The following is a 21,665-nucleotide window of genomic DNA, read 5'->3' on the forward strand; positions in this document are numbered from 1 at the left end:
CACCAAAAAACTTAAGACGCACAGCTGCTTGTACTTACACTATCCTAAATGCTTACAGGCTTGTGAAAAAATAATTAAAAACAAACATAAATTCAATAGTGAAGAATTTAATGTATAAACTTGCATTATGAAATGGGATCTACTAGTAATGTCTATTATATATGTATTCGCAGGAAGCATGCATTTTATTAAGCCAAGAGCTTACGTGAAAATCATTCCTAAGTTTTTACCTAAACGCAGGACGCTTAACCTGTTTGCCGGCGCCGTTGAAATCATGGCAGGTTTTGCCTTGCTTTTTCCGGAAACAAGACCTTACGCAGCTATCCTGATCATAACTATGCTTGTCGTATTTCTAGTAGTACATTTTAATATGTTGCGGAGTAAAGAATTAGCTCTTGGGGTGCCAAGGTGGATATTGATTTTACGAATCCCGCTCCAGTTTTTATTAATCTGGTGGGCTTCTCTATATATTTAGACTATGGAAAAAGAATTTGCAGAAAGAGAACTAGACCGCATTATTGAAATGGCCTGGGAGGACAGAACTCCTTTTGAGGCTATTGAATTTCAATTTGGAGTGACCGAAAGTGAGGTCATCAAAATAATGCAAAAGGAAATGAAGCCTTCAAGTTTTAGAATGTGGCGTAAGCGCGTACAAGGAAGATCCACCAAGCATCGTAAACTAAGAAAAGACTCCATGAAGAAATTCAAGTCTTCACGGCAGAAACAAATCACTCAAAACAAAATCTCCAAGCGTTAGGCGTAAATATCATTAAGGATTACAGCCAGACGTATTCCTGCTTTTTTCATTTGTAATTCAGCTACACCAAACCATTCGTACATGTACCTGTAGCTTAAATTCTCACCTGCTTCGGCAGATTGATAAACCTTTCTGGTTAAGTCTCTGTTCTCTTCTACCCAATCCAAAAGCGTTCCGGATTTTATAGCATTAAGCTCAGACTTACTAAGTTCGGGAGAATTTTTAGAAAGTTCTGTATAACTCATATTGTAGCTCTCTATCATTTTGGTATCCCAAACGCTGTGCATATTTGTGGGCTGATTGAACCATTTTACTTTAAAATCATTTGCACCCCTGTCTTCTTTGAGTCCAAAATGAAATGGCTGATGCATATCGCCTACCAGATGTATTAACATCTTAAGGTAAAACTGCTCCTTTGTCTTATCAAGGTTTCCCGTCTTAAGCTGGCGTATGCATTCCTGGATGCCCACAACAATATCACCCATAGGGTTTTTGGCCGATTCTATATAGGTTTCATTTAAAAGGGCATTGGCATAATGCCAGGGCTTATAGGCATCGTAAGCGCGATCACTTTTAATCTCATCGGCAAAGGTAGAGGCATCTGCCAGAGACTGGCCATTTAGAATTCGGTCTATCTTTTTACTCGCTTTGGATTTTAGATAAGTTTCAGCGGTTTTACCAACAGTTCGGTGACCATTCTGTCCCCAGTCCTCAGAAGCGAATAAAGTTTGCGAAAAAATAAGTAAAGCTAGCAGATATTTCATGTGTCTGTGTTTATCGTTTTTTAAAAGCACACCTGTCACCCTGATGATTCATAATCACACCCTGGGTGTTTAATCCTTTTGATCGAGCCGGTGTCATGATTTAATTTTGTCAAATATAATTGGAAAAGTTTTAAGTGACCCTGGAAGCCTTCACTTTTTTATCAATTAAAACTTCCGCATTAATTTTCAAAAACACCTCCACTTACAATCTAAACGCATTAATTTGGCAGTATTAAATTCAACAGAAAAACTAATGATAAAACTTATTTGCAGCGACATTGACGGGACCCTGCTCAATGCCGAAAGAGAACTGTCAGACAAGACGATTTCTGAAATCCATAAACTGAGAAACAAACTCCCTATCGTTCTTATTTCTTCGAGAATGCCCTCTGCCATGCGGCATTTACAAAAACAACTCGGCATCCTCAACCAGCCTCTTGTCGCTTACAACGGAGGCTTAATCAGCGTGGATAATACTATCAAGCATAGCACAACCATCCCTTTTGAACTTGTGAGAAAGATTGTCGGTTTAAACAGAAAGGGCTTACACTTAAGTCTCTTTAATGCGGATGACTGGTTTGCACCACAGGCAGACCGGTGGACCAGTCGCGAAATCAATAACACGAAGGTAAATCCCATACTTAAAACCAATGAAGATGTGCTGGAGCTTTGGAAAACAAATAAGACTGGCGCTCACAAAATTATGTGTATGGGTGAGGCTGAACATGTGAGCGAATTTTATGACGAACTGGCCCATGCATTTCCTGAGGATTTACATTTATACCGCTCTAAAGAGACTTATATTGAAATTGCTCCCAGGCAGATTTCCAAAAAATCTGCAATTGAATTTCTGATTGCTTCAGAATTTGATTTCGACTTATCTGAAGTCATGTCCTTTGGAGACAATCATAACGACATTGAAATGCTGGAAGCTTGCGGACTTGGCCTAGCTGTTGGCAATGCCAAAGATGAAGCCAAACGTGCAGCGGATGAAGTCATAGGACATGCCAAGGAAGATGGTGTTGCCAAATTCATGCTTCGTTATTTTAAAATGTGATAATCTCTTATAATTGCTAATAATTTATACTTTTACGCTCTAAATTTTCAAGATGGAACAAAGCCCGCTATTTACAAATGATGCCGTTGTCTTAGGTGTTTTAATGCTTTCTATCGCATTGATATTCTATACCTCCAGTATCAAAACAGGCTTTTGGAATAAGTTTTACAAAGTAGTTCCGGCCCTGCTGATGTGCTATTTGATTCCAGCTATTTTCAACTCTCTTAACATCATAAGCGATTCTACTTCAAATCTTTATTTTGTAGCCAGCAGGTATTTCTTACCGGCATCTCTGGTTTTAATGACCTTGAGCATCGATTTGAAAGCTATCCGAAATCTTGGTTTCAAGGCATTGATTATGTTTTTAACCGGTACTGTGGGAATTGTTATAGGAGGCCCTGTTGCTATTTTACTGATCTCGATTTTTTCTCCAGAAACAGTGGGAGGCGCAGGTCCAGATGCCGTCTGGAGAGGCTTATCTACTTTGGCGGGAAGCTGGATTGGCGGCGGGGCCAATCAGGCTGCCATGCTGGAAATCTTCAAATACAATCCCGAAAAATATGGAGGTATGGTCTTGGTAGATATCGTCGTGGCCAATCTATGGCTGGCAATTCTCTTACTGGGTATTGGAAGATCTGAAAAAATAGATAAATGGCTTAAGGCAGACAACTCGGCCATTGAAGAACTGAAAGAAAAAGTATCCAGCTATACGAAAAGCGTTTCCCGAACTCCGGAGCTTAAGGATTATATGGTCATGCTGGGCCTTGCTTTTGTAGCAGTAGGTTTTTCGCACTGGGCTTCAGAGTATATCTCCGGTTTTTTATTGTCCAATTACGAGGTATTTAGCGATAAGACCTCTGCTTTGGCTTCTTTCTCCTCGACTTTTTTCTGGATGATAAGCATCGCCACATTTTTTGGAGTGGCATTATCGTTCACAAAAGCAAAAACCTATGAAGGCACAGGTGCCAGTAAGATAGGAAGTATTTTTATTTATTTTCTGGTCGCCACCATTGGAATGAAAATGGACCTGACCGCCGTTTTTGATAATCCAGGACTGATCCTTATAGGACTTGTTTGGATGAGTATTCATGCCGGTTTACTCATACTGGTAGCAAAGCTCATCAAAGCCCCTTATTTCTTCCTTGCCGTGGGCAGCCAGGCCAACGTGGGCGGAGCTGCTTCGGCTCCGGTAGTGGCCTCAGCCTTTCACCCCTCACTTACCAGCGTGGGCGTGTTACTTGCTGTTTTTGGCTACGTTTTAGGAACTTACGCAGCCTTAGGTTGCACTATATTAATGGAAATCGCATCTAATTTATAAACAACTCTACATGAAACATTTTTTATCCCTTGTCATTTTTGCAATTATCTTTTCGTCGTGTCAAAACGAAAATGAGAATCTATTTATCTCTGGAGATATAGTCGGACTTAAAAAAGGAACACTTTACCTTCAAAAAGTCGGGGATTCCAGTTTGGTTACGATAGACTCCATTCAAATTTCAGGGTCTTCTGAATTTATGTTCAGTACATTTATAGAGGAACCTCAAATCATGTTTATTGAACTGGAGAGAAATGACGGAAATGATTATGCTGAAGTGATTAGCTTTTTTGCAGAGCCGGGGGAAATAACCTTAACGACAACCTTAAAGAATTACGGATTGGACCTGGAAGTGCTTTCTGATTTTGAAAATCAAAAAAAACTTGAAGAATACAACGAAATTGTAAAGCGGTTTAACAATCAGCGCTTAGAACTTCTAGAAGCAAATTTTGCAGCGAGTAAAGCTCAGGATGAAAAGAAACTAGACAGCCTGAATAAACGATTTAATTCCATTTTAAAACGGAAATATCTTTATACAGTGAATTTTGCTATCAACAACAAGAACTTGGAAATTTCTCCGTACATCATACTTTCAGAAGCTTTTGACGCTAACATCAAATACCTGGATACGGTTTATAAATCTTTGGATAAGCCTATTCAGAAATCCTTATATGGTAAGCAACTTAAGACGTTGATTAAAGAAAGAAAGGACAACGATGAAGAAAATGTAGAAACTGAAGTTATTGATAAACTTCCAGAGGAATAGTCAATAACTTCAGTATAAAACCTAAATTAAAAGTTGTTGAGTCGTTTTATAAACTCATCAGCTTTTTTATTCATAGATGCTTTTACAGATTTTAGGTGCTTAGCTCTATCCTCTACATCTCTTTTGTTAATTTGCTCTATTTGCTGATCAAATTCTGCGATGATATCATCTACAAGCTCTTCAGTTTTTTCTTTAAAATCCTTTGAATTTGCTTCCTGATTGATTAGGGCTCCGTCTATGATTTCACCAAAGCGGTTGTTCAATTCTTTTTTGAGTTCTTTTTTACTAGCCATTTTATTAAAATTAAATTTCGGCAAAAGTAAACTAATTTTAAAACTAAATACAGATTTCTAAAAGTTTGATGATTTTAGATGACCACTCAACGCAAAAAAATGGGTTTAGCTTCAGTTTCATGCCTAGTGATTACAAGGACGTCTGCAAGCTACAGAAGTGATTATGATTTTTCTTTCGCGCCTTAAAGAACTGAAAACGCAATCTTTAAAGAACTTTTAAAGTTCAAGAATCGCTGTCAAAAGTATTATTCCATTTTTTTAATGGCGCTAAGTGCTTTCTTCATGTGTTTGGAAGCATCGAGACTGTTGAATTTAAAACTCACTTTCCCCTCCGCATCTATGACAAAGGTCTCTCTTCCGGGAACCAATCCCAAAAGGCTTTTCTTTATTCCAAATTTCTTTCTCACCCGCCCATTAGCATCGGAAAGCAAAACGAATGGGAGCTTGTATTTTTTAGCGAATTTCGCATGAGATTTTTCGGAGTCGTTGCTGATGCCAATCACTTCTGCTCCTGCTTCCTTAAAGTCTTCATAACTGTCTCTGAAATTACAGGCCTCTTTAGTGCACCCCGGCGTAAAGTCTTTTGGATAGAAGTAAATCACTGCAGGCTTCTTACCGATAACCTCTTCTGAATTAAATGCGTTGCCGTTTTGATCCTTGAGTTCAAAATGTGGTACTTTTTCTCCTTTTTCTATTGACATACTAGTCGCCTTTATAGGTTACAAAATTTCTTGGGGTTTCATAAAGCGTGATTTCTAACTCCTGACCCTCTTTCAAATGCGGTTTCAATTTATTCCAGATCACCACGGAAATATTTTCGGCCGTAGGATTAAGATTCTCAAATTCAGGAACTTGTTCATTGAGGTTTTTATGATCGAAGGCATCTTCCACCTCAGACTTTATGAGATCCTTTAAAAGTTTCACGTCCATGACGTAGCCTGTTTCCGAATCTATTTCACCAGTAACCGAAGCGATGAGTTCATAATTGTGACCGTGGTAACTGGGATTATTGCATTTCCCGAAAATTTCTTCATTTTTCTCAAAACTCCAATCCTTTCTATATAATCTGTGCGCTGCATTAAAATGAGCTTTGCGATGTACTGTAACTTTCATAGGTTCAAGTTGAAGATTTTACCATTTCGTTTTTATGCTTTTCAAAAATTATTTTAAACCACTCCGTATAGTCCCTGGGGTTTTTTCGAATATCAGCTTCAATATCTTCCAGTTTCATCCATTTCCAGTCATTGACTTCTTCAGGATTCGGTTTCGGGTCATCATTATATTCGCCCACCAGGATATAATCGTACTCATGTTCTGTTAGACCGTTTTCAAAAGGGGCTTTGTAAATAAACGAAATGGTTTCCTGCAAACCGGTTGTAAACCCCATTTCCTCCTGAAGACGTCTCTTCCCAGCCTCTACGTTAGACTCGTTAAGCTTTTGGTGGCTGCAACAGGTGTTGGTCCATAGCCCTGGGGTATGGTATTTGGTTAAGGCCCTTTGCTGAAGCATTAACTCGTTGTCTGAATTGTAAATAAAAACTGAAAAAGCCCTATGAAGTTTTGCCTTTTCATGAGCTTCTATTTTTTCCATGGTTCCCAGTGGATTGTCATTTTCATCCACAAGAATCACATAATTGTTAGTAAGTTCTGTCATAGTATCAAAAGTACAAAAAATTACATCTACAAGATGACAAATAAGAAAAGCACCTTCATTGAAAAGGTGCTATTTATGAATTATTTAGTAAATGACTTAAGTATTTAAAATGCTGAATCTTGAAACGACTCTCAATATGGATCTGTCTGAATAAGCAGTATTGTACTTGCGTAAAGGTTATGTTGAGCGCCTGTTCAAAAGCTGGTTATTCCTCTTTTTTATCCTCCGGAAGAACATTCTCATTTAAAATAATAAATTCAGATCTTCGGTTGAGATCGTGTTCATCCTTAGTACATGAGGAATCATTAGAACATTCATTCACCAGCTGACTCTCTCCATAGCCTTTGGCAGAGATTCTGCTCCTGTCGATACCTCCAATGTCAACTAAGTAGTTCATGGTTGCGGTTGCCCGTTTTTCTGACAACAGTTCATTATAGAGATCATCGCCCAGACTGTCGGTGTGTGAACCCACCTCAATACGGAGTTCGGGATAGGATTTCATCACGGCAATAATTTTCTGCAATTCTATTTCAGCGTCTGAACGTATTTGAAAAGCATCAAAATCGAAATAAATCGGGTCTAACTGAAGTAAATCACTAAGATCATCGCCGCTGACAACCTCGGTTATACCGAGTTCAACACCAGTTTCCAGGGTAAAATCTATAGTATTTTCAGTATCAAAATCAGTATTGGTCTGAATAAATTCTTCAGAAGTTGAAAATTCCTCTTTGGAAACTCGTACAACATAAGTCGTGTTGCATTCAATTTCAAATTGGTATTCCCCTTCTGAATTTGTCTCTGTGGATTGCAATAGATTTAAATCCTCGTCAAGCAGCTCCACTTTGGCACCACTCAGATTTTCTTCATCACCGGAACTGTAGATTTTACCTTTTACGTACTGAAAGCAGGCCGTCATCAAATCCTCGAGTTGCTTAAATGAATACAGATCATCACTGGCGTTAATTTCTCCTCTGTTGGAGGCAAAAAAACCTTTTCCCAGCTTAGAATTAATGATAAAACTAAAATCATCTTTATTACTGTTAACGGGTTCTCCAATGTTAAACACTTCACCCATTTCCCCCTCGTCATCAATTGCCACAACAAAAACATCGAGACCTCCCAAGCCTAAATGACCATCAGAAGAAAAATAAAGCAAGTCGTTTTCGCTTGCAAACGCAAAGCTTTCTCGCCCTTCGGTATTAACAGAATCTCCAAGATTTTTAGGGGCACCATAGGTGGAATCATCTAAGATGTCAACTTTAAAAATATCAGACATCCCTCGTGTCCCTGGCATATCCGATGAAAAGTAAAGTGTTTTTTCATCACTGCTGAGTGCGGGATGAGCTACGGAATAATTATCACTATTAAACGGAAGTTCCTGTGGTTTTGACCAGGTGTTATCCGCCGTCCATTCAGATTTAAATAATTTCAAACGACTGACGCCGTCCTCTCCGCGTTCCAGTTTATTGTTAACAAAATTATTTCTGGTAAAATATACCGTTTTACCATCTTTGGTAAATACCGGTGAGGCTTCATGAAATTTGGAATTGAGGCTCTTTAAAAAATCAACAGGCTCAGAAACGACTTCTAAAGAATCTGAAAGTTCAACACTGTAGAGGTTAAGGTAAGGCTGATTGCTCCATTCGTCAATCCTCTTCATTATAGAGAATACAGGTCTGTTGGAGGCAAAAACTAAGCGACCCTTATAAAATGAAGGAGAAAATTCTGAGTACTCGGTATTTACAGGAACCGAGTCCAATCTAAATCTACCAGACTGCATCTCTATAATTTCCAGATAATCCCCCTCGCTTTTAAGTCTGGAGACCCTGCTATCATTTTGATTCAAGGCATTAAATGCCAACATAATTTGGTCTGCCTGTTCATATTGCTTCACGCTTTTTAAAGACTGAGCATATTTGAATAAATAGTCTTTTGACTGATCCGGGTTTAATTCATATAATTTGTCATACCATTCAAAAGCTTTTTCCAAATCATTATTGAAGTAATAGGAATCTCCAAGCTTTTTAAATAAATTTTCAGATTCATATCCTGTTCTGGCAACTTCAAGATAAATTTTTTGAGCATCAACAAAAGCAAAGCCTTCAAACATCTCATCAGCCGCTTTCAGTTTTTCCACCTGTGCATGTCCCATACATGAAATCAGTATGGCCAGTAAATAAAAAATGTGATTAAAATTCGGTCTCATGTTTAGAAAAATCTAGGTGAATACATTTTTTTATACGTCTTGAACAGTTCAAATCTTGCAAAAAACTCTAATGAACCCTCGTTGTAATTGGCAAATTCTGATATCCCTTTATCATAAGCGAGTCCAACCAAAACAGCTTCATTAACCTGGAATGCAAATAAGGCTGAAAAAGCGGCGTTGACTCTATAAGCAATCCCTGCAGTAAACTCATCATTAATTAGAAAATTTGACGATAACTCAGCCAGTAATGGTGCTCCGCTCACCTGCCTTATCAGGATAGAAGGCTTGAACTTCAGGGTAGGATTAATGTCAAAAACATAACCGGCGGTAAGGTAATAATGCAGACGATCTCTCACTGTGGCATCAGTAACTGAACTTTCTGAATACCGGTCTGTTCTCAGTATAGCTGGAACACTTAGCCCAACATAGTACTGGTCATTATACCAAAAGGCACCCAGACCCACTTGTGGTGAAGTTTTATTTTCAAAATTACTGAATTCCGGATCTGAGGGATCGTAAATGTTCAAATCATTATAATCCAAACTTAAAAAATTAACCCCGGCATTTATTCCAAAAGAGAGCTTGGTATCTTCAACAAACTCAATCTCATAGCTATATACAGCATTGATTTCTGTTTCACGAGTAATACCAATTTTATCATTGATCAAAGTCAGTCCCAAGCCCATCTTTCCGTCTTTGATAGGGGAATGAGCAGAAAATGTCTGGGAACTAGGAGCTCCGTCAAATCCAAGCCATTGAGACCTGTGTAGCACTGCAGCACTGAATATATCTCTCGTCCCCGCATAAGCCGGGTTGATGGTTAATGTATTGTACATGTACTGGGTAAAGTTAGGATCCTGCTGAGAAACTGCACTGTTACTGAAAAGAAGTAACATAAACAACAGGCTTATATGTAAAATGCGAAATTTAGTCATATGCTTTTGTATCAATTTAAATGAATGTATCCGGTTTTCTTCATAGGGTCTCCATTTCTATTTATATAATTCAAAATATAGAAATAAGTACCAGGAGCTAAACGTTTGTTTTTTTGCATGTTGACATCACCAGCGCTAAAACCCTCAAATCTTACATTTGAATTGTCATAACCTGAAACATCATAAACCTTAGCCCCTTGCCTGTTATAAATCTGAAGGGAATTTTGGGGATAATTTTCTATACCATCAATTCTGAAAAATTTATTTTCCGAAATACTTCCTTGTGAGGCTATAGCATTGAAGGCTTCAAGTTCTTCTATCAAAAACCCGTCATGGTCTGACCTGATGCTTTCAGCTACAACTACCAAAGTTGTGGTTGGATTGGTCCCTTCGGTTTGAGAAACATTAGACGGGAAATCAATATCCTGCTGGTCTATTTCTGAAACTGTTTCACCTGCCAAAACTACTGAAGACCAGTCTCCTTCAAAATCTGTTATGGCCTCAGACTGGTTACCATTTGCATCTGTAATAAAAATTCTAATATTTGAAATTCCATCTTCATCTGCATCCTGGTTTCCATTTCCGTTATCATCGTAATATAAACGACCGGTTACAATTCCCGAATCTGAAAACCCATCCATTTCTGTTTGCGTTTGTCCTTTGATGATTTCAGTAGTGGTTGGATTTGTACCTTCCGTTTGTGAGAATCCTTCCGGAAAATCGGGGTCAATTTCATTGATCAAGCTTGTCGTCGGCCCTTCCGGAACTCGCGTACTCCAGGCCCCATTTGCATCTGTAATAAGGCTTTTGACCTCATCCAAAGTTGTCAGGATTTGAACGCTTATATCGGGGATACCAGCTTCTCCAGCATCCTGTGTTCCATTTACATTACTGTCATTATATAGGACTCCGGAAAGAATCCCCGAAATGAAAAACCCATCATTTTCAGTAAACGTCTCTTGTGCCTGCAAAACGGTATGTGTGGACGGATCTGTACCATCGGTTTGAAAAGCATCGGTTGGGAAATCGGCATCGGTTTCGTCGATATCCACTTCAGCAGAGCCGATTAAGATTTCTGCTGTCCAGTTTCCGTCAGCCGAAGTGACAGCTGTTTGCACGTTACCGTATTGGTCTGTAATCAGGACATCCACATCCGGCATGTCAGCCTCTCCTGTATCCTGCACAGCATTGCCGTTGGTATCGAAATATAAATGACCGCTAAGAGAGCCTGAGGCTGAAAAACCATCCCGTTCTAACTGGGTTTGTCCATTGCCGATTTCAGTGGTGCTTGGGTTTGTCCCTTCCGTTTGTAAAAGTCCGTCTGGAAAATCAGGATCGGCTTCATCAATGAGGCTTTGCGTGGTTCCAGCAGGAACTCTTAAACTCCAGGAACCGCTTGCATCTGTAACGAGGTCAATACCATCAGCCAGTGACGTCGTAATTTGAACGGAAACATTTGGAATTCCAGATTCACCTGCATCCTGTGTGCCATTAGCATTGCTGTCATTATACAAGACTCCGGAAAGAATCCCCGAAATGAAAAACCCATCATTTTCAGTAAACGTCTCTTGTGCCTGCAAAACGGCATGTGTGGACGGATTGGCACCCTCCGTTTGTAAAGCTTCGGTAGGAAAATCTGCATCGGTTTCATCGATATTAACTTCAGCAGAACCGATTAAGACTTCTGCTGTCCAATTTCCGTCAGCCGTGGTGACAGCTGTTTGAACGTTTCCATACTGGTCTGTAATTAAAACATTAATGTCTGGCATATCAGCCTCTCCTGTATCCTGCACAGCATTGCCGTTGGTATCGAAATATAAATGACCGCTTAAAGAGCCTGAGGCTGAAAAACCATCCCGTTCTAACTGGGTTTGTCCATTGCCGATTTCAGTGGTGCTTGGGTTTGTACCCTCAGTTTGTAAAAGTCCGTCTGGAAAATCCGGATCGGCTTCATCAATCAGGCTTTGCGTGGATCCAGCAGGAACTCGTATACTCCAGGAACCACCCGCATCTGTAACGAGGTCAATACCATCGCCCAGTGCCGTGGTAATTTGAACTGAAACATTTGGAATTCCAGATTCACCTGCATCCTGTGTGCCATTTGCATTGCTGTCGTTATACAAGACTCCGGAAAGAATCCCCGAAATGAAAAACCCATCATTTTCAGTAAACGTCTCTTGTGCCTGCAAAACGGTATGTGTGGACGGATTGGTACCCTCCGTTTGTAAAGCACCGGTAGGAAAATCTGCATCGGTTTCATCGATATTAACTTCAGCAGAACCGATTAAGACTTCTGCTGTCCAGTTTCCGTCAGCCGAGGTAACAGCTGTTTGCAAGTTACCGTACTGGTCTGTAATAAGCACATCCACGTCCGGCATGTCAGCCTCTCCTGTATCCTGCACAGCATTCCCGTTGGTATCAAAATATAAATGACCACTTAAAGAGCCTGAGGCTGAAAAACCATCCTTTTCTTCCTGGGTTTGTCCGTTGGCGATTTCAGTGCTGCTTGGATTTGTACCTTCCGTTTGTAATACAGCTTCTGGAAAATCCGGATCCGATTCATCAATCAGGCTTTCCGTGGTTCCTGTCGGTACTCGTGTACTCCAGGAGCCATTGGCATCTGTAACGAGGTCAATAACATCAGCCAGTGCCGTTGTAATTTGAACTGACACCTCCGGAATTCCGGGTTCACCCGTCTCCTGAGTGCCGTTTCCATTGCTATCATTATATAAAACTCCGGAAAGGGTTCCCGATACAAAAAATCCATCATTTTCAGTAAACGTAGTTTCCCCCTGAAGAGGTAAATGTGTGGAAGGGTTTGTACCTTCCGTTTGAAAAGCACCCGTTGGGAAATCGGGATCGGTTTCATCGATATTCACCTCAACAGAACCAATCAGAACATCAGCAGACCAGTTTCCGTCTGCAGAGGTAACCACTGTTTGTACGTTTCCATACTGGTCTGTAATTAAAATATCGACGTCTGGCATGTCCGCCTCTCCGTCATCCTGAACGGCATTACCATTGGTATCGAAGTATAAATGACCTGTTAAATTTCCAGTATCAAAGAATCCATCCACTTCTTCAGCAGCCTGTGCATTTACTATTTGAGTTGTGGTTGGGTTGGTTCCTTCTGTTTGTGAAGATCCAATTGGGAAATCGGGATCATTTTCATCAATAAGACTTTGTGTTGATCCTTCAGGGACTCTTGAAGACCAGGAGCCATTGGCATCTGTAACGAGGTCGATAACATCAGCCAGTGCCGTGGTAATTTGAACAGAAACATCCGCAATACCAGATTCACCTGCATCCTGCGTAGCATTTCCATTGGTGTCAAAATAAACTATTCCCGAGAGCACTGCAGATTTGTAAAAGCCGTCATTTTCAGTAAAGGTAGCTTGACCCTGTATAACGGTATGCCCAGATGGGTTGGTACCTTCAGTCTGTATAGCACCCGCTGGAAAATCGGTATCGGTTTCGTCTATATTAACTTCTGCCAAACCGATGAGAACTTCAGCAGTCCAGTCCCCTTCTGTGGTGGTAACAGCTGTTTGTAGGTTTCCATACTGATCTGTGATAAGAACATCCACATTAGGCATATCAGCCTCACCACTATCTTGAGTCCCGTTTCCATTGGTATCAAAATATAAATGGCCTGAAAGCGTGCCTGAATCTGAAAACCCATCAAATTCTGTTTGTGGCTGCCCGTTTAGGACTTGAGTTGTGGTTGGGTTTGTACCCTCAGTTTGCAAGACAGCTTCCGGAAAATCAGGATCATCCTCAGCAATAAGACTTACTGTAGTCCCTTCAGGAACTCTGATGGACCAGGCCCCGGCAGCATCTGTAGTGAGATTAATTAGTTCATCCAATGCGGTTGTAATTTGAACTGAAACATCGGGAATTCCAGGCTCACCTGTATCCTGCGTAGCATTTCCATTGTTGTCCTCATATAAGACTCCAGAGAGAATTGCGGATAAATAAAATCCATCATTTTCAGTAAAGGTAGTCAGACCTTGCAGGATTGTAATGGAAGACGGGTTGCTGCCTTCTGTTTGCAGAGCTCCTGTTGGAAAATCTGGGTCCGTCTGACTTATATTCGCTTCAACAGATCCAAATAACACATCGGCTGTCCAGTCTCCGTCTGCAGTGGTCACTACGGTTTGAGAATTTCCATACTGGTCTGTAATCAGGACATCCACATCGGGCATGTCAGCCTCTCCTGTATCCTGAACTCCGTTTCCGTTGGTATCAAAATACAGGTGCCCCGTTAAAATACCTGTACCGAAGAACCCATCCAGCTCCTCATAGGTCTGTCCGTTCTGGACATTTGTTATTGTGGGGTTTGACCCCTGGGTCTGTATTGCTCCATTTGGAAATTGAGCAACAGTTTCATCAATAGTACTTTCGGCAGGACCTTCAGGGACTCTGGCGCCCCAGGATCCATCAGCTACTGTAACTAAGGTGATAATTTCTCCTAATGAGGTTTCAATCTCTACAGGAATGTTGGGTATACCAGGTTCATTGGTATCCTGGATTCCATTTTCATTAGCATCAAAATATAAGATTCCGGAGAGCATTCCGGATTTAAAAAATCCGTCATTTTCCGTAAATGTTGTCTGTCCAGCAGCTATAGTATGTGTAGATGGATTAGTCCCTTCCGTCTGGGGAGCCCCCGTAGGAAAATCTGAGTCGTTAACGTCTATGTTTACTTCTATATCACCACTAGTCACCGTCGCCAGCCAATCCCCACTGGCATCGGTAGTAACGGTTTGACTGTTCCCATATTGATCTGTGATGAATATAGAAACATCGGGCATGTCCGGCTCGCCAGTATCCTGAACTCCGCTTCCATTGGTATCAAAATACAAATGGCCTGTAGCATCCCCTAAAAAAGTGAAGCCTTTGGTTTCTGTCTGGACCGTTGTGTTGGCAATGACCTGAACAGTACTGGGATCTGAACCCTCGGTTTGTTCAGCACCGGGAGGCAAACTGGAAGAGTCGATGATAAGTGTCGCCAATCCTTCTGCAATAGTGGCAGACCAGATTCCATCAGCATTGGTCAAGGTCGTTAGACCGTTTCCATCGGAATCCACAATTATAACACGAACATTTCCAAGTCCGGGCTCGCCTGGGTCCTGAGTAGCATTTGCATTAAAATCTGAATAAATAAGACCCTCTATGGTTCCAGAAGCATTTAACTTTTGCAGGAGGGCTTCGAAGGGGTTTGGATAATAAGATTTGTCCTCCTGAGCAGTAACCCAAAAGCCTTGAAATATTAATAATACCAAAAACACAAAAGACGAAGTAGTTATTTTCATATACGCAGACTATTTAGTCAAATATATTAAAGTTTTTAACATTACTTAATTTTTGCTCTTAATTTTTTTTAAAAATAAATCACCAACAAAACGGGCGGAATGATTGATTTGAGTTTTTAAAAAATTAAATTTGCAGCATGAAAATAAATAAGGAAATCAATCGCCGAAGAACATTCGGAATTGTGTCTCACCCTGATGCTGGGAAAACTACACTGACTGAAAAATTACTTTTGTTTGGTGGTGCTATTCAGGAGGCTGGCGCAGTTAAAAATAATAAAATAAAGAAAACGGCTACCAGTGACTTTATGGAAATAGAGCGCCAGAGAGGGATTTCGGTAGCGACTTCCGTCTTAGGATTTGAGTACAAAACTATAAAAATAAATATTTTAGACACTCCTGGTCACAAGGATTTTGCTGAAGATACCTTTAGAACCTTAACCGCCGTGGATAGTGTCATTGTAGTAATTGACGTCGCAAAAGGAGTCGAGGAGCAAACGGAGAAACTGGTAAAGGTGTGCCGAATGCGAAATATACCTATCATCGTTTTTATCAATAAAATGGACAGAGAAGGTAAAGACGCCTTCGAACTTCTGGATGAAATCGAACAAAAACTTGGACTTCACGTCACTCCTTTAAGTTTTCCTATCGGTATGGGATATGACTTCAAAGGCATCTATAACATTTGGGAGAAGAACGTCAATTTATTTACCGGCGATCCCAAAAAAGATATCGAAGACACCGTTCAGGTGAACGATTTATCTACTGACGAAATCGATGAACTTATTGGGACCGATTCTGCGGATACCTTAAGAGAAGAACTTGAACTTGTCCAGGGAGTTTATCCTGAATTTAATATAGATGAGTATAAAAGAGGTGAACTGCAGCCTGTGTTTTTCGGCTCAGCTTTAAATAACTTCGGAGTACGTGAATTGCTGGATTGTTTTATTGAAATTGCTCCGCCACCCCGGCCAAAGCAAAGTGATATTAGAGAAATCCGGCCCGAGGAAGATAAGTTTACCGGTTTCGTGTTTAAGATTCACGCCAATATGGATCCCCGACACAGAGACCGACTTGCTTTTGTAAAGGTGGTTTCAGGAAAGTTTGAACGAAACAAACCTTACCTCCACGTCAGAAGCAATAAAAACCTGAAATTTTCCAGTCCCAATGCCTTTTTTGCTGAACGCAAGGAAGTTGTCGATGAGATGTTCCCCGGGGATATTGTCGGCTTACACGATACAGGGACTTTCAAAATCGGAGATACCCTCACCGAAGGCGAAATTCTTCAGTACAAGGGCATCCCCAATTTTTCACCAGAGCATTTTAGGTATATCAACAATGCAGACCCGATGAAGTCCAAACAACTCAACAAAGGCATTGAACAGTTGATGGATGAAGGGGTAGCTCAGTTGTTTACCCTGGAACTCAACAACAGGAAAATCATTGGAACTGTTGGTGCGCTTCAGTATGAAGTCATTCAATACAGGCTGGAACACGAATACGGGGCCAAATGTTCGTATGAAAACATCAACGTGCACAAAGCCTGCTGGATAGAGCCCAAAGACCCTAAAAGTGAAGAGTTTAAAGAATTCAAACGGGTGAAGGCTAAGTTTCTAGCGCATGACAAGTCAGACCAGCTCGTATTCCTGGCTGACTCCGAATTCTCACTACAAATGACACAGCAGAAATATCCAAACATTATCTTTCATTTTACCTCTGAATTTTAAGACACCGATCCCCTGCTTTCCTGGATCTGTATAAATTAGACAGGCAAGATTAAGCAGTTAAACAATGACACTTTGCATATGAAATTATAGGCAGATTGGAGTCCATAGGTTTCCAGGCCCGTGTCCTTTATATATAGGCTGGGCATGAAAATAAATCTATAAGTAAGTTTTTATTTATTGTTCATTTCCGACTTTTGGTTTTGGATTTATGCTATATTTGATCAAAGCATTTTGCTAAATCTTAAAGATTTGGTCTATACCCACTGCAAATCGGTATTTGATTTGTAATTCATTGTAAAAACAAACTATATTGAACTCATTTAGGCTAAAATTAATTGTAGCGCTTTCACTATTGGTTCTGGTATTTTTAACCGGGGTTTTTGGTTTTAGAATGATAATGGATTTAAACTGGATAGATGCATTTTACATGACAGCTATCACCATTACAACGGTTGGCTACAGGGAAGTGGTTTTACCTTCAGATGAGGCAAAAATATTTATAACTATACTTATACTCTCAAGTGTTGTTATCCTGGGGTTTGTAGTTTCAGTGCTGACTGAATATTTCATATCTTTCAGTTCTTTGAATGACTTAAAGCAAAAGCGGAAATTGAAAAAAATTCAAAAAATGGAAAATCATATTATTGTTTGTGGTTATGGAAGGAATGGTCAACAGGCAGCAAGTAAGCTTATGGAATTCCATAAAGATTTTTTGGTCATAGACAAGGACCAGGAGGTTTTAGAGAAGAGCGACCTTAGACCTGAACAGTACCTGGTTGGAAATGCAAATGATGACGATGTTTTACTCACAGCAGGGATTGAAAAAGCCAGTAATCTTATCACGGCTTTACCTGACGATGCTGATAATTTATTTGTTGTTTTAAGTGCCAGACAACTCAATAAAAACCTGAGAATCATTTCCAGAGCTACAGAAGAAACAAGTTATAAAAAGCTAAAACTGGCTGGTGCAAATAATGTAATCTTACCGGATAAGATTGGAGGCCAGCACATGGCCTCTTTAATTGTTAGTCCGGATTTGCTGGAGTTTTGGGATAATTTAAGTTATGGTGACAGTAAAAGCGTTAACCTTGAACAAGTCTCTTTTGAGCAGCTCTTCGACCACGAAACACCATCAACAATCCTGGAACTGGATTTAAGACAAAAAACTGGGTGTACCATTATAGGCTTTAAGACTGCAGAGGGAGAATACATTGTCAACCCCAATCCTAATATTCATCTAACACCAAATTCAAAAATTATAGTGATCGGAAATTCTGATCAAATCAAGACTCTACAGGAAGTTTATTCAATATAGCCTTTTTCACGCATCCAGTCATCGTTGAACATTTTCCCTACGTAACGGCTTCCATGATCGTGGAATAAGACCACCACCACATCATCTTTTTTGAAATGTTCTTTCAGCTGTAAAAGTCCTTTCACTGCGGCTCCGGCGGAGTTTCCTAAAAACATACCTTCTTCTTTAGCCAGCCTCTGTGTATACACCGCAGCATCCTTATCGGTAACTTTGGTAAAGCCGTCAATGCCATCGAACCTGACGTTTAAAGGCAGAATATCTTCTCCAATGCCTTCTGTGACATAAGAATAAATCTCATTTTCATCAAAAATACCCGTTTCATGGTATTTTTTGAATACGGAACCGTAGGTATCAATACCCCAGACTTTAATGTCCGGATTTTTCATTTTCAAATAACTGCTCACGCCTGAAATCGTTCCTCCTGTCCCTACTCCAACCACAAAATGCGTGATTTTACCATCGGTTTGTTCCCAAATCTCAGGGCCGGTAGTTTTGAAATGCGCTTTACAGTTAGAAGGGTTATCGTATTGATTCACATACCAGGAATTTGGCGTTTCCTTGGCAAGCCGCGCAGAGGTTGAATAATAAGAACGCGGATCATCTGGTGCAACATCTGTAGGACAGACATGGACTTCACAGCCCACAGCTCTTAAAATATCCATCTTTTCTTTACTTTGCTTATCACTCAGGACACAAACCACTTTATAGCCTTTAACAATGGCCACCAAAGCCAGTCCCATCCCCGTATTTCCTGAAGTTCCCTCAATGATGGTTCCTCCGGGCTTCAAAGCTCCGCAGGCTTCAGCATCTTCAATCATTTGAAGAGCCATCCTGTCTTTTACAGAGTTCCCGGGGTTGAAGGTCTCATACTTGGCCAAAACCAAAGCATCGATATCTTCAACCATTTTATTCATTTTTACCAGTGGTGTTTTACCAATGGTTCCAAGGATATTTTCAGCGTAATCCATAATCTTTATTTAGTTGCGCAAATATAAAAAAGTAATAATCAAATAGTGAATTTTCAGCTTTAGACTAATTCCAATCTAGCGTTATTCAAACTTCATGGCTTTCACCGGAGAAATTTTAGTAATGATGACCGAGGGAACTAACAGCATCAAGACACATAAGAGCAAAGTACCTATGTTAATGACCAAAATATAATCCAGGCTGAGGTAAATCGGAGCCTGAGAGACGTAATAGGTTTCAGGATTAAGTGGTATTACTTTCAAATATTTCTGAATCAGTAACAAGGAGAGTCCGATGAGATTCCCCCAAAACAAGCCTTTGAAAATCAAAAAGCCGGCATTGTACAGAAAAATTTTTCGGATAGACCAGTCTGAAGAGCCCAGGGCTTTTAAAATTCCTATCATCTGGGTACGTTCCAGAATCAACACCAGCAAAGCCGTAACCATATTGATACCTGCTACCAAAATCATAATACCAATGATGAGTATAATATTGAAATCGAACATTTTCAACCATTCAAAAATGGAGGGATAGAGTTCGATGATGGTGCTGGCATTCAGAAAGGAATCCACTTCCTGATACACTTTATAGCCCACCTCCTGAATCTGTGAAAAGTCTTCTACAAACAATTCAAACTGACCGATTTGATCGTCTTCCCAGTTGTTTAATCTTTGAATTTGTCTCAAATCGGCAATCACATAGGTTTCATCGAATTCCTTGAATCCCGAATCGAAGATTCCTGAAATCGTGAGGCCTACCGACCTTGGAAGACGATCCTGGTTTTCTCTTACAAAGTAAACGATGAGCTTGTCACCAACCTGAAAGCCCAGGCGACTGGCCAGGTAGTCTGAAATCAGCACTTCTTTGCTAATCTTGTCATCAAAAACCGGTAGCTGACCTTTAACCAGGTATTCTTCCAAATACTTCCAGCGGTAGTCCTCTCCTACCCCTTTTACGACAATGCCTTCAAAATCGGTTTCGGTTCTGATGATACCGTACTTGGTAGCTACCTTTTGTATGTGCTCTATTTCGGGAACTGCAGTAAATTCAGGATAAAAGTCCTGCCGGGTAGAGATAGGATTTTGAGTGACGTTGGACTGGTTGTTGGAAAAATTATTGATAACCATATGACCATTGAAAGCCGCGATCTTTTCCCGAATCTTGTTTTGAAGTCCAAAGCCGGTACTAATCGCCACAAACATCATGATAATCCCAATGGCTATCGCGGAAACAGCAATTTTAATTATCGGAGCCGATATGTTACTTTTATGATCGGTTTTAGTAACGAGGCGTTTAGAAATAAAATATTCAAAATTCAAGTTGAGCTATGGTTTTAAAGAGATTCAAAAATACAGTTTATTTTATTCTTTTGGCATGTATTTCTTGCACGGCACAGGAGTCTAAAACGAAAGCCTTTAGCAGCCTTGGTGTCGCAGCCAATCGGACGGAAGCTTATCTGGATTTACTTCAGGATAAAAAAGTGGGTGTGGTAGGCAATCAGACCTCAGTGATATTTACTTCTGAACTGGAATACGTTCACCTGGTCGATTCACTTTTGAACAGAAAAATCAACATCAAAAAGGTTTTTGCTCCGGAACATGGATTTCGTGGTACTGCCGATGCAGGCGAACTCATCAAAGACGGCATAGATTCCAAAACAGGCATTCCTGTCATTTCATTGTATGGAAGTCAGAAGAAACCCAATCCGGAGCATCTGGATGATATCGACATCATGGTCTTTGACATTCAGGATGTGGGGGCACGCTTTTATACCTATATTTCTACTTTACATTACATCATGGAAGCCTGCGCCGAGCAGGGTATTCCGCTGCTCGTCCTGGATCGGCCAAACCCAAACGGACATTATATAGACGGGCCGGTTTTGGAAGATGAGTTTAAAAGTTTTGTAGGCATGCACCCTGTACCGGTGGTTCATGGACTGACCATTGCTGAATATGCTCAGATGATCAATGGCGAACACTGGCTCAATAACGGCATTTCCTGTGAATTGAAAATTGTAGAATTGGCGGAATATTCACCGTCTATGGCTTATGATTTGCCTATCAAGCCTTCGCCAAATCTACCCAATGCCAAATCCATCAACCTGTATCCTAGCTTATGTTTTTTTGAAGGGACCAATGTAAATGCCGGTCGGGGGACGTCCATGCAGTTTCAGGTCTTTGGCTCTCCATTCCTGGATCCTTTGGTTTTTGATTTTGAATATGTCCCCGAATCCGCCCCTGGCGCCAAATACCCTAAACATGAAAATGAACTCTGTTTTGGCAGAAACCTTCAAAATCACAGCGATCTCGATTATTTAAATTTGGAATGGCTGCTTCAGGCGTATCATCATACCCAGGACCAGGCCTCATTTTTCAATGGTTTTTTTAATAAACTGGCAGGAAATGCAAGCCTGCAGGAGCAAATTCAGCAGGGAAAAACAGCAGGAGAAATAAGAGCGGGCTGGCAAACTGACCTGGAAGCCTACAAAGTCAAAATCCAGCCGTATTTGATGTATGAGAGATAGTTTCAGTAAACAGGTTGACTGGTTGACTGGTTGACTAATTAATTCAACCCTAGAAAAATAAGAAATAATCA

At 40.4% G+C, this 21,665-nt stretch carries 18 protein-coding genes; 8 read left to right on the forward strand and 10 right to left on the reverse strand.

What is annotated here, in order from left to right:
• The first annotated feature begins 127 nt into the window (after window positions 1-127).
• Both G3567_RS05405 and G3567_RS05410 read left to right on the forward strand, forming a co-directional pair.
• A complete protein-coding gene (locus tag G3567_RS05405; RefSeq protein ID WP_164004322.1) occupies window positions 128-475 on the forward strand; it encodes a DoxX family protein in 348 nt (115 codons plus the stop codon).
• Window positions 476-478: 3 nt separating this feature from the next.
• Window positions 479-757 carry a TIGR03643 family protein gene (locus tag G3567_RS05410; protein WP_164004323.1) on the forward strand — a complete coding sequence of 93 codons (279 nt, stop codon included), beginning with the start codon at window positions 479-481 and terminating at the stop codon, window positions 755-757.
• Here the strand turns inward: G3567_RS05410 and G3567_RS05415 are convergent.
• On the reverse strand, window positions 754-1,521 hold the full coding sequence (locus G3567_RS05415; RefSeq protein ID WP_164004324.1) for a S1/P1 nuclease: 768 nt from the start codon (window positions 1,519-1,521) through the stop codon (window positions 754-756). The two genes, G3567_RS05410 and G3567_RS05415, sit on opposite strands and share 4 nt — an antisense overlap.
• Before the next feature lie 253 nt (window positions 1,522-1,774).
• Between G3567_RS05415 and G3567_RS05420 the strand changes: the two genes are divergently transcribed.
• From G3567_RS05420 to G3567_RS05430, 3 genes are read left to right on the forward strand one after another with little or no spacing between them, the layout of a single operon-like run.
• On the forward strand, window positions 1,775-2,578 hold the full coding sequence (locus G3567_RS05420) for a Cof-type HAD-IIB family hydrolase (RefSeq protein ID WP_164004325.1): 804 nt from the start codon (window positions 1,775-1,777) through the stop codon (window positions 2,576-2,578).
• Window positions 2,579-2,630: 52 nt separating this feature from the next.
• Complete coding sequence (locus G3567_RS05425) at window positions 2,631-3,896, forward strand: DUF819 family protein (RefSeq protein ID WP_164004326.1); 1,266 nt, start codon at window positions 2,631-2,633, stop codon at window positions 3,894-3,896.
• Between the two features lie 10 nt (window positions 3,897-3,906).
• On the forward strand, window positions 3,907-4,659 hold the full coding sequence (locus G3567_RS05430; protein WP_164004327.1) for a DUF4369 domain-containing protein: 753 nt from the start codon (window positions 3,907-3,909) through the stop codon (window positions 4,657-4,659).
• A gap of 26 nt (window positions 4,660-4,685) precedes the next feature.
• Here G3567_RS05430 and G3567_RS05435 read toward each other — a convergent pair whose 3' ends face one another.
• The 7 genes from G3567_RS05435 to G3567_RS05465 form a co-directional block, all read right to left on the reverse strand.
• Window positions 4,686-4,952: a M13 family metallopeptidase gene (locus G3567_RS05435; protein ID WP_164004328.1), complete on the reverse strand. Its 267-nt coding sequence runs from the start codon at window positions 4,950-4,952 to the stop codon at window positions 4,686-4,688.
• Between the two features lie 245 nt (window positions 4,953-5,197).
• Window positions 5,198-5,653: a peroxiredoxin gene (locus G3567_RS05440; RefSeq protein ID WP_164004329.1), complete on the reverse strand. Its 456-nt coding sequence runs from the start codon at window positions 5,651-5,653 to the stop codon at window positions 5,198-5,200.
• 1 nt (window position 5,654) lies between these two features.
• Window positions 5,655-6,065, reverse strand: a complete 411-nt coding sequence (locus G3567_RS05445) for a 6-pyruvoyl trahydropterin synthase family protein (RefSeq protein WP_164004330.1) — start codon at window positions 6,063-6,065, stop codon at window positions 5,655-5,657.
• A gap of 4 nt (window positions 6,066-6,069) precedes the next feature.
• On the reverse strand, window positions 6,070-6,606 hold the full coding sequence (gene idi, locus G3567_RS05450; RefSeq protein WP_164004331.1) for an isopentenyl-diphosphate Delta-isomerase: 537 nt from the start codon (window positions 6,604-6,606) through the stop codon (window positions 6,070-6,072).
• A gap of 205 nt (window positions 6,607-6,811) precedes the next feature.
• A complete protein-coding gene (locus G3567_RS05455) occupies window positions 6,812-8,812 on the reverse strand; it encodes an OmpA family protein (protein ID WP_164004332.1) in 2,001 nt (666 codons plus the stop codon).
• 2 nt (window positions 8,813-8,814) lie between these two features.
• Window positions 8,815-9,708, reverse strand: a complete 894-nt coding sequence (locus G3567_RS05460; RefSeq protein ID WP_235923493.1) for a PorP/SprF family type IX secretion system membrane protein — start codon at window positions 9,706-9,708, stop codon at window positions 8,815-8,817.
• A gap of 50 nt (window positions 9,709-9,758) precedes the next feature.
• Window positions 9,759-15,062 (reverse strand): T9SS type B sorting domain-containing protein, encoded by a 5,304-nt coding sequence (locus tag G3567_RS05465; RefSeq protein ID WP_164004334.1) that lies wholly within the window; start codon window positions 15,060-15,062, stop codon window positions 9,759-9,761.
• A 137-nt stretch (window positions 15,063-15,199) separates the two neighbouring features.
• Between G3567_RS05465 and G3567_RS05470 the strand changes: the two genes are divergently transcribed.
• Entirely contained in the window at window positions 15,200-16,786 is a 1,587-nt protein-coding gene (locus G3567_RS05470; protein ID WP_164004335.1) for a peptide chain release factor 3, read from the forward strand.
• 310 nt (window positions 16,787-17,096) lie between these two features.
• Complete coding sequence (locus G3567_RS05475; protein WP_164004336.1) at window positions 17,097-18,101, forward strand: potassium channel family protein; 1,005 nt, start codon at window positions 17,097-17,099, stop codon at window positions 18,099-18,101.
• On the opposite strand, the gene G3567_RS05480 is transcribed toward G3567_RS05475, so the two are convergent.
• Together G3567_RS05480 and G3567_RS05485 are read right to left on the reverse strand one after the other, a co-directional pair.
• Window positions 18,089-19,069 (reverse strand): PLP-dependent cysteine synthase family protein, encoded by a 981-nt coding sequence (locus tag G3567_RS05480; protein WP_164004337.1) that lies wholly within the window; start codon window positions 19,067-19,069, stop codon window positions 18,089-18,091. The two genes, G3567_RS05475 and G3567_RS05480, sit on opposite strands and share 13 nt — an antisense overlap.
• Window positions 19,070-19,150: 81 nt before the next feature.
• Window positions 19,151-20,386 carry an ABC transporter permease gene (locus G3567_RS05485; RefSeq protein ID WP_164004338.1) on the reverse strand — a complete coding sequence of 412 codons (1,236 nt, stop codon included), beginning with the start codon at window positions 20,384-20,386 and terminating at the stop codon, window positions 19,151-19,153.
• Window positions 20,387-20,394: 8 nt separating this feature from the next.
• On the opposite strand from G3567_RS05485, the gene G3567_RS05490 reads away from it, so the two are divergent.
• Window positions 20,395-21,594: an exo-beta-N-acetylmuramidase NamZ family protein gene (locus G3567_RS05490; protein ID WP_164004339.1), complete on the forward strand. Its 1,200-nt coding sequence runs from the start codon at window positions 20,395-20,397 to the stop codon at window positions 21,592-21,594.
• Window positions 21,595-21,665 lie beyond the last annotated feature (71 nt).

This window comes from Psychroflexus aurantiacus (genome assembly GCF_010820555.1).
In the GTDB taxonomy this organism is placed as follows: domain Bacteria; phylum Bacteroidota; class Bacteroidia; order Flavobacteriales; family Flavobacteriaceae; genus Psychroflexus; species Psychroflexus aurantiacus.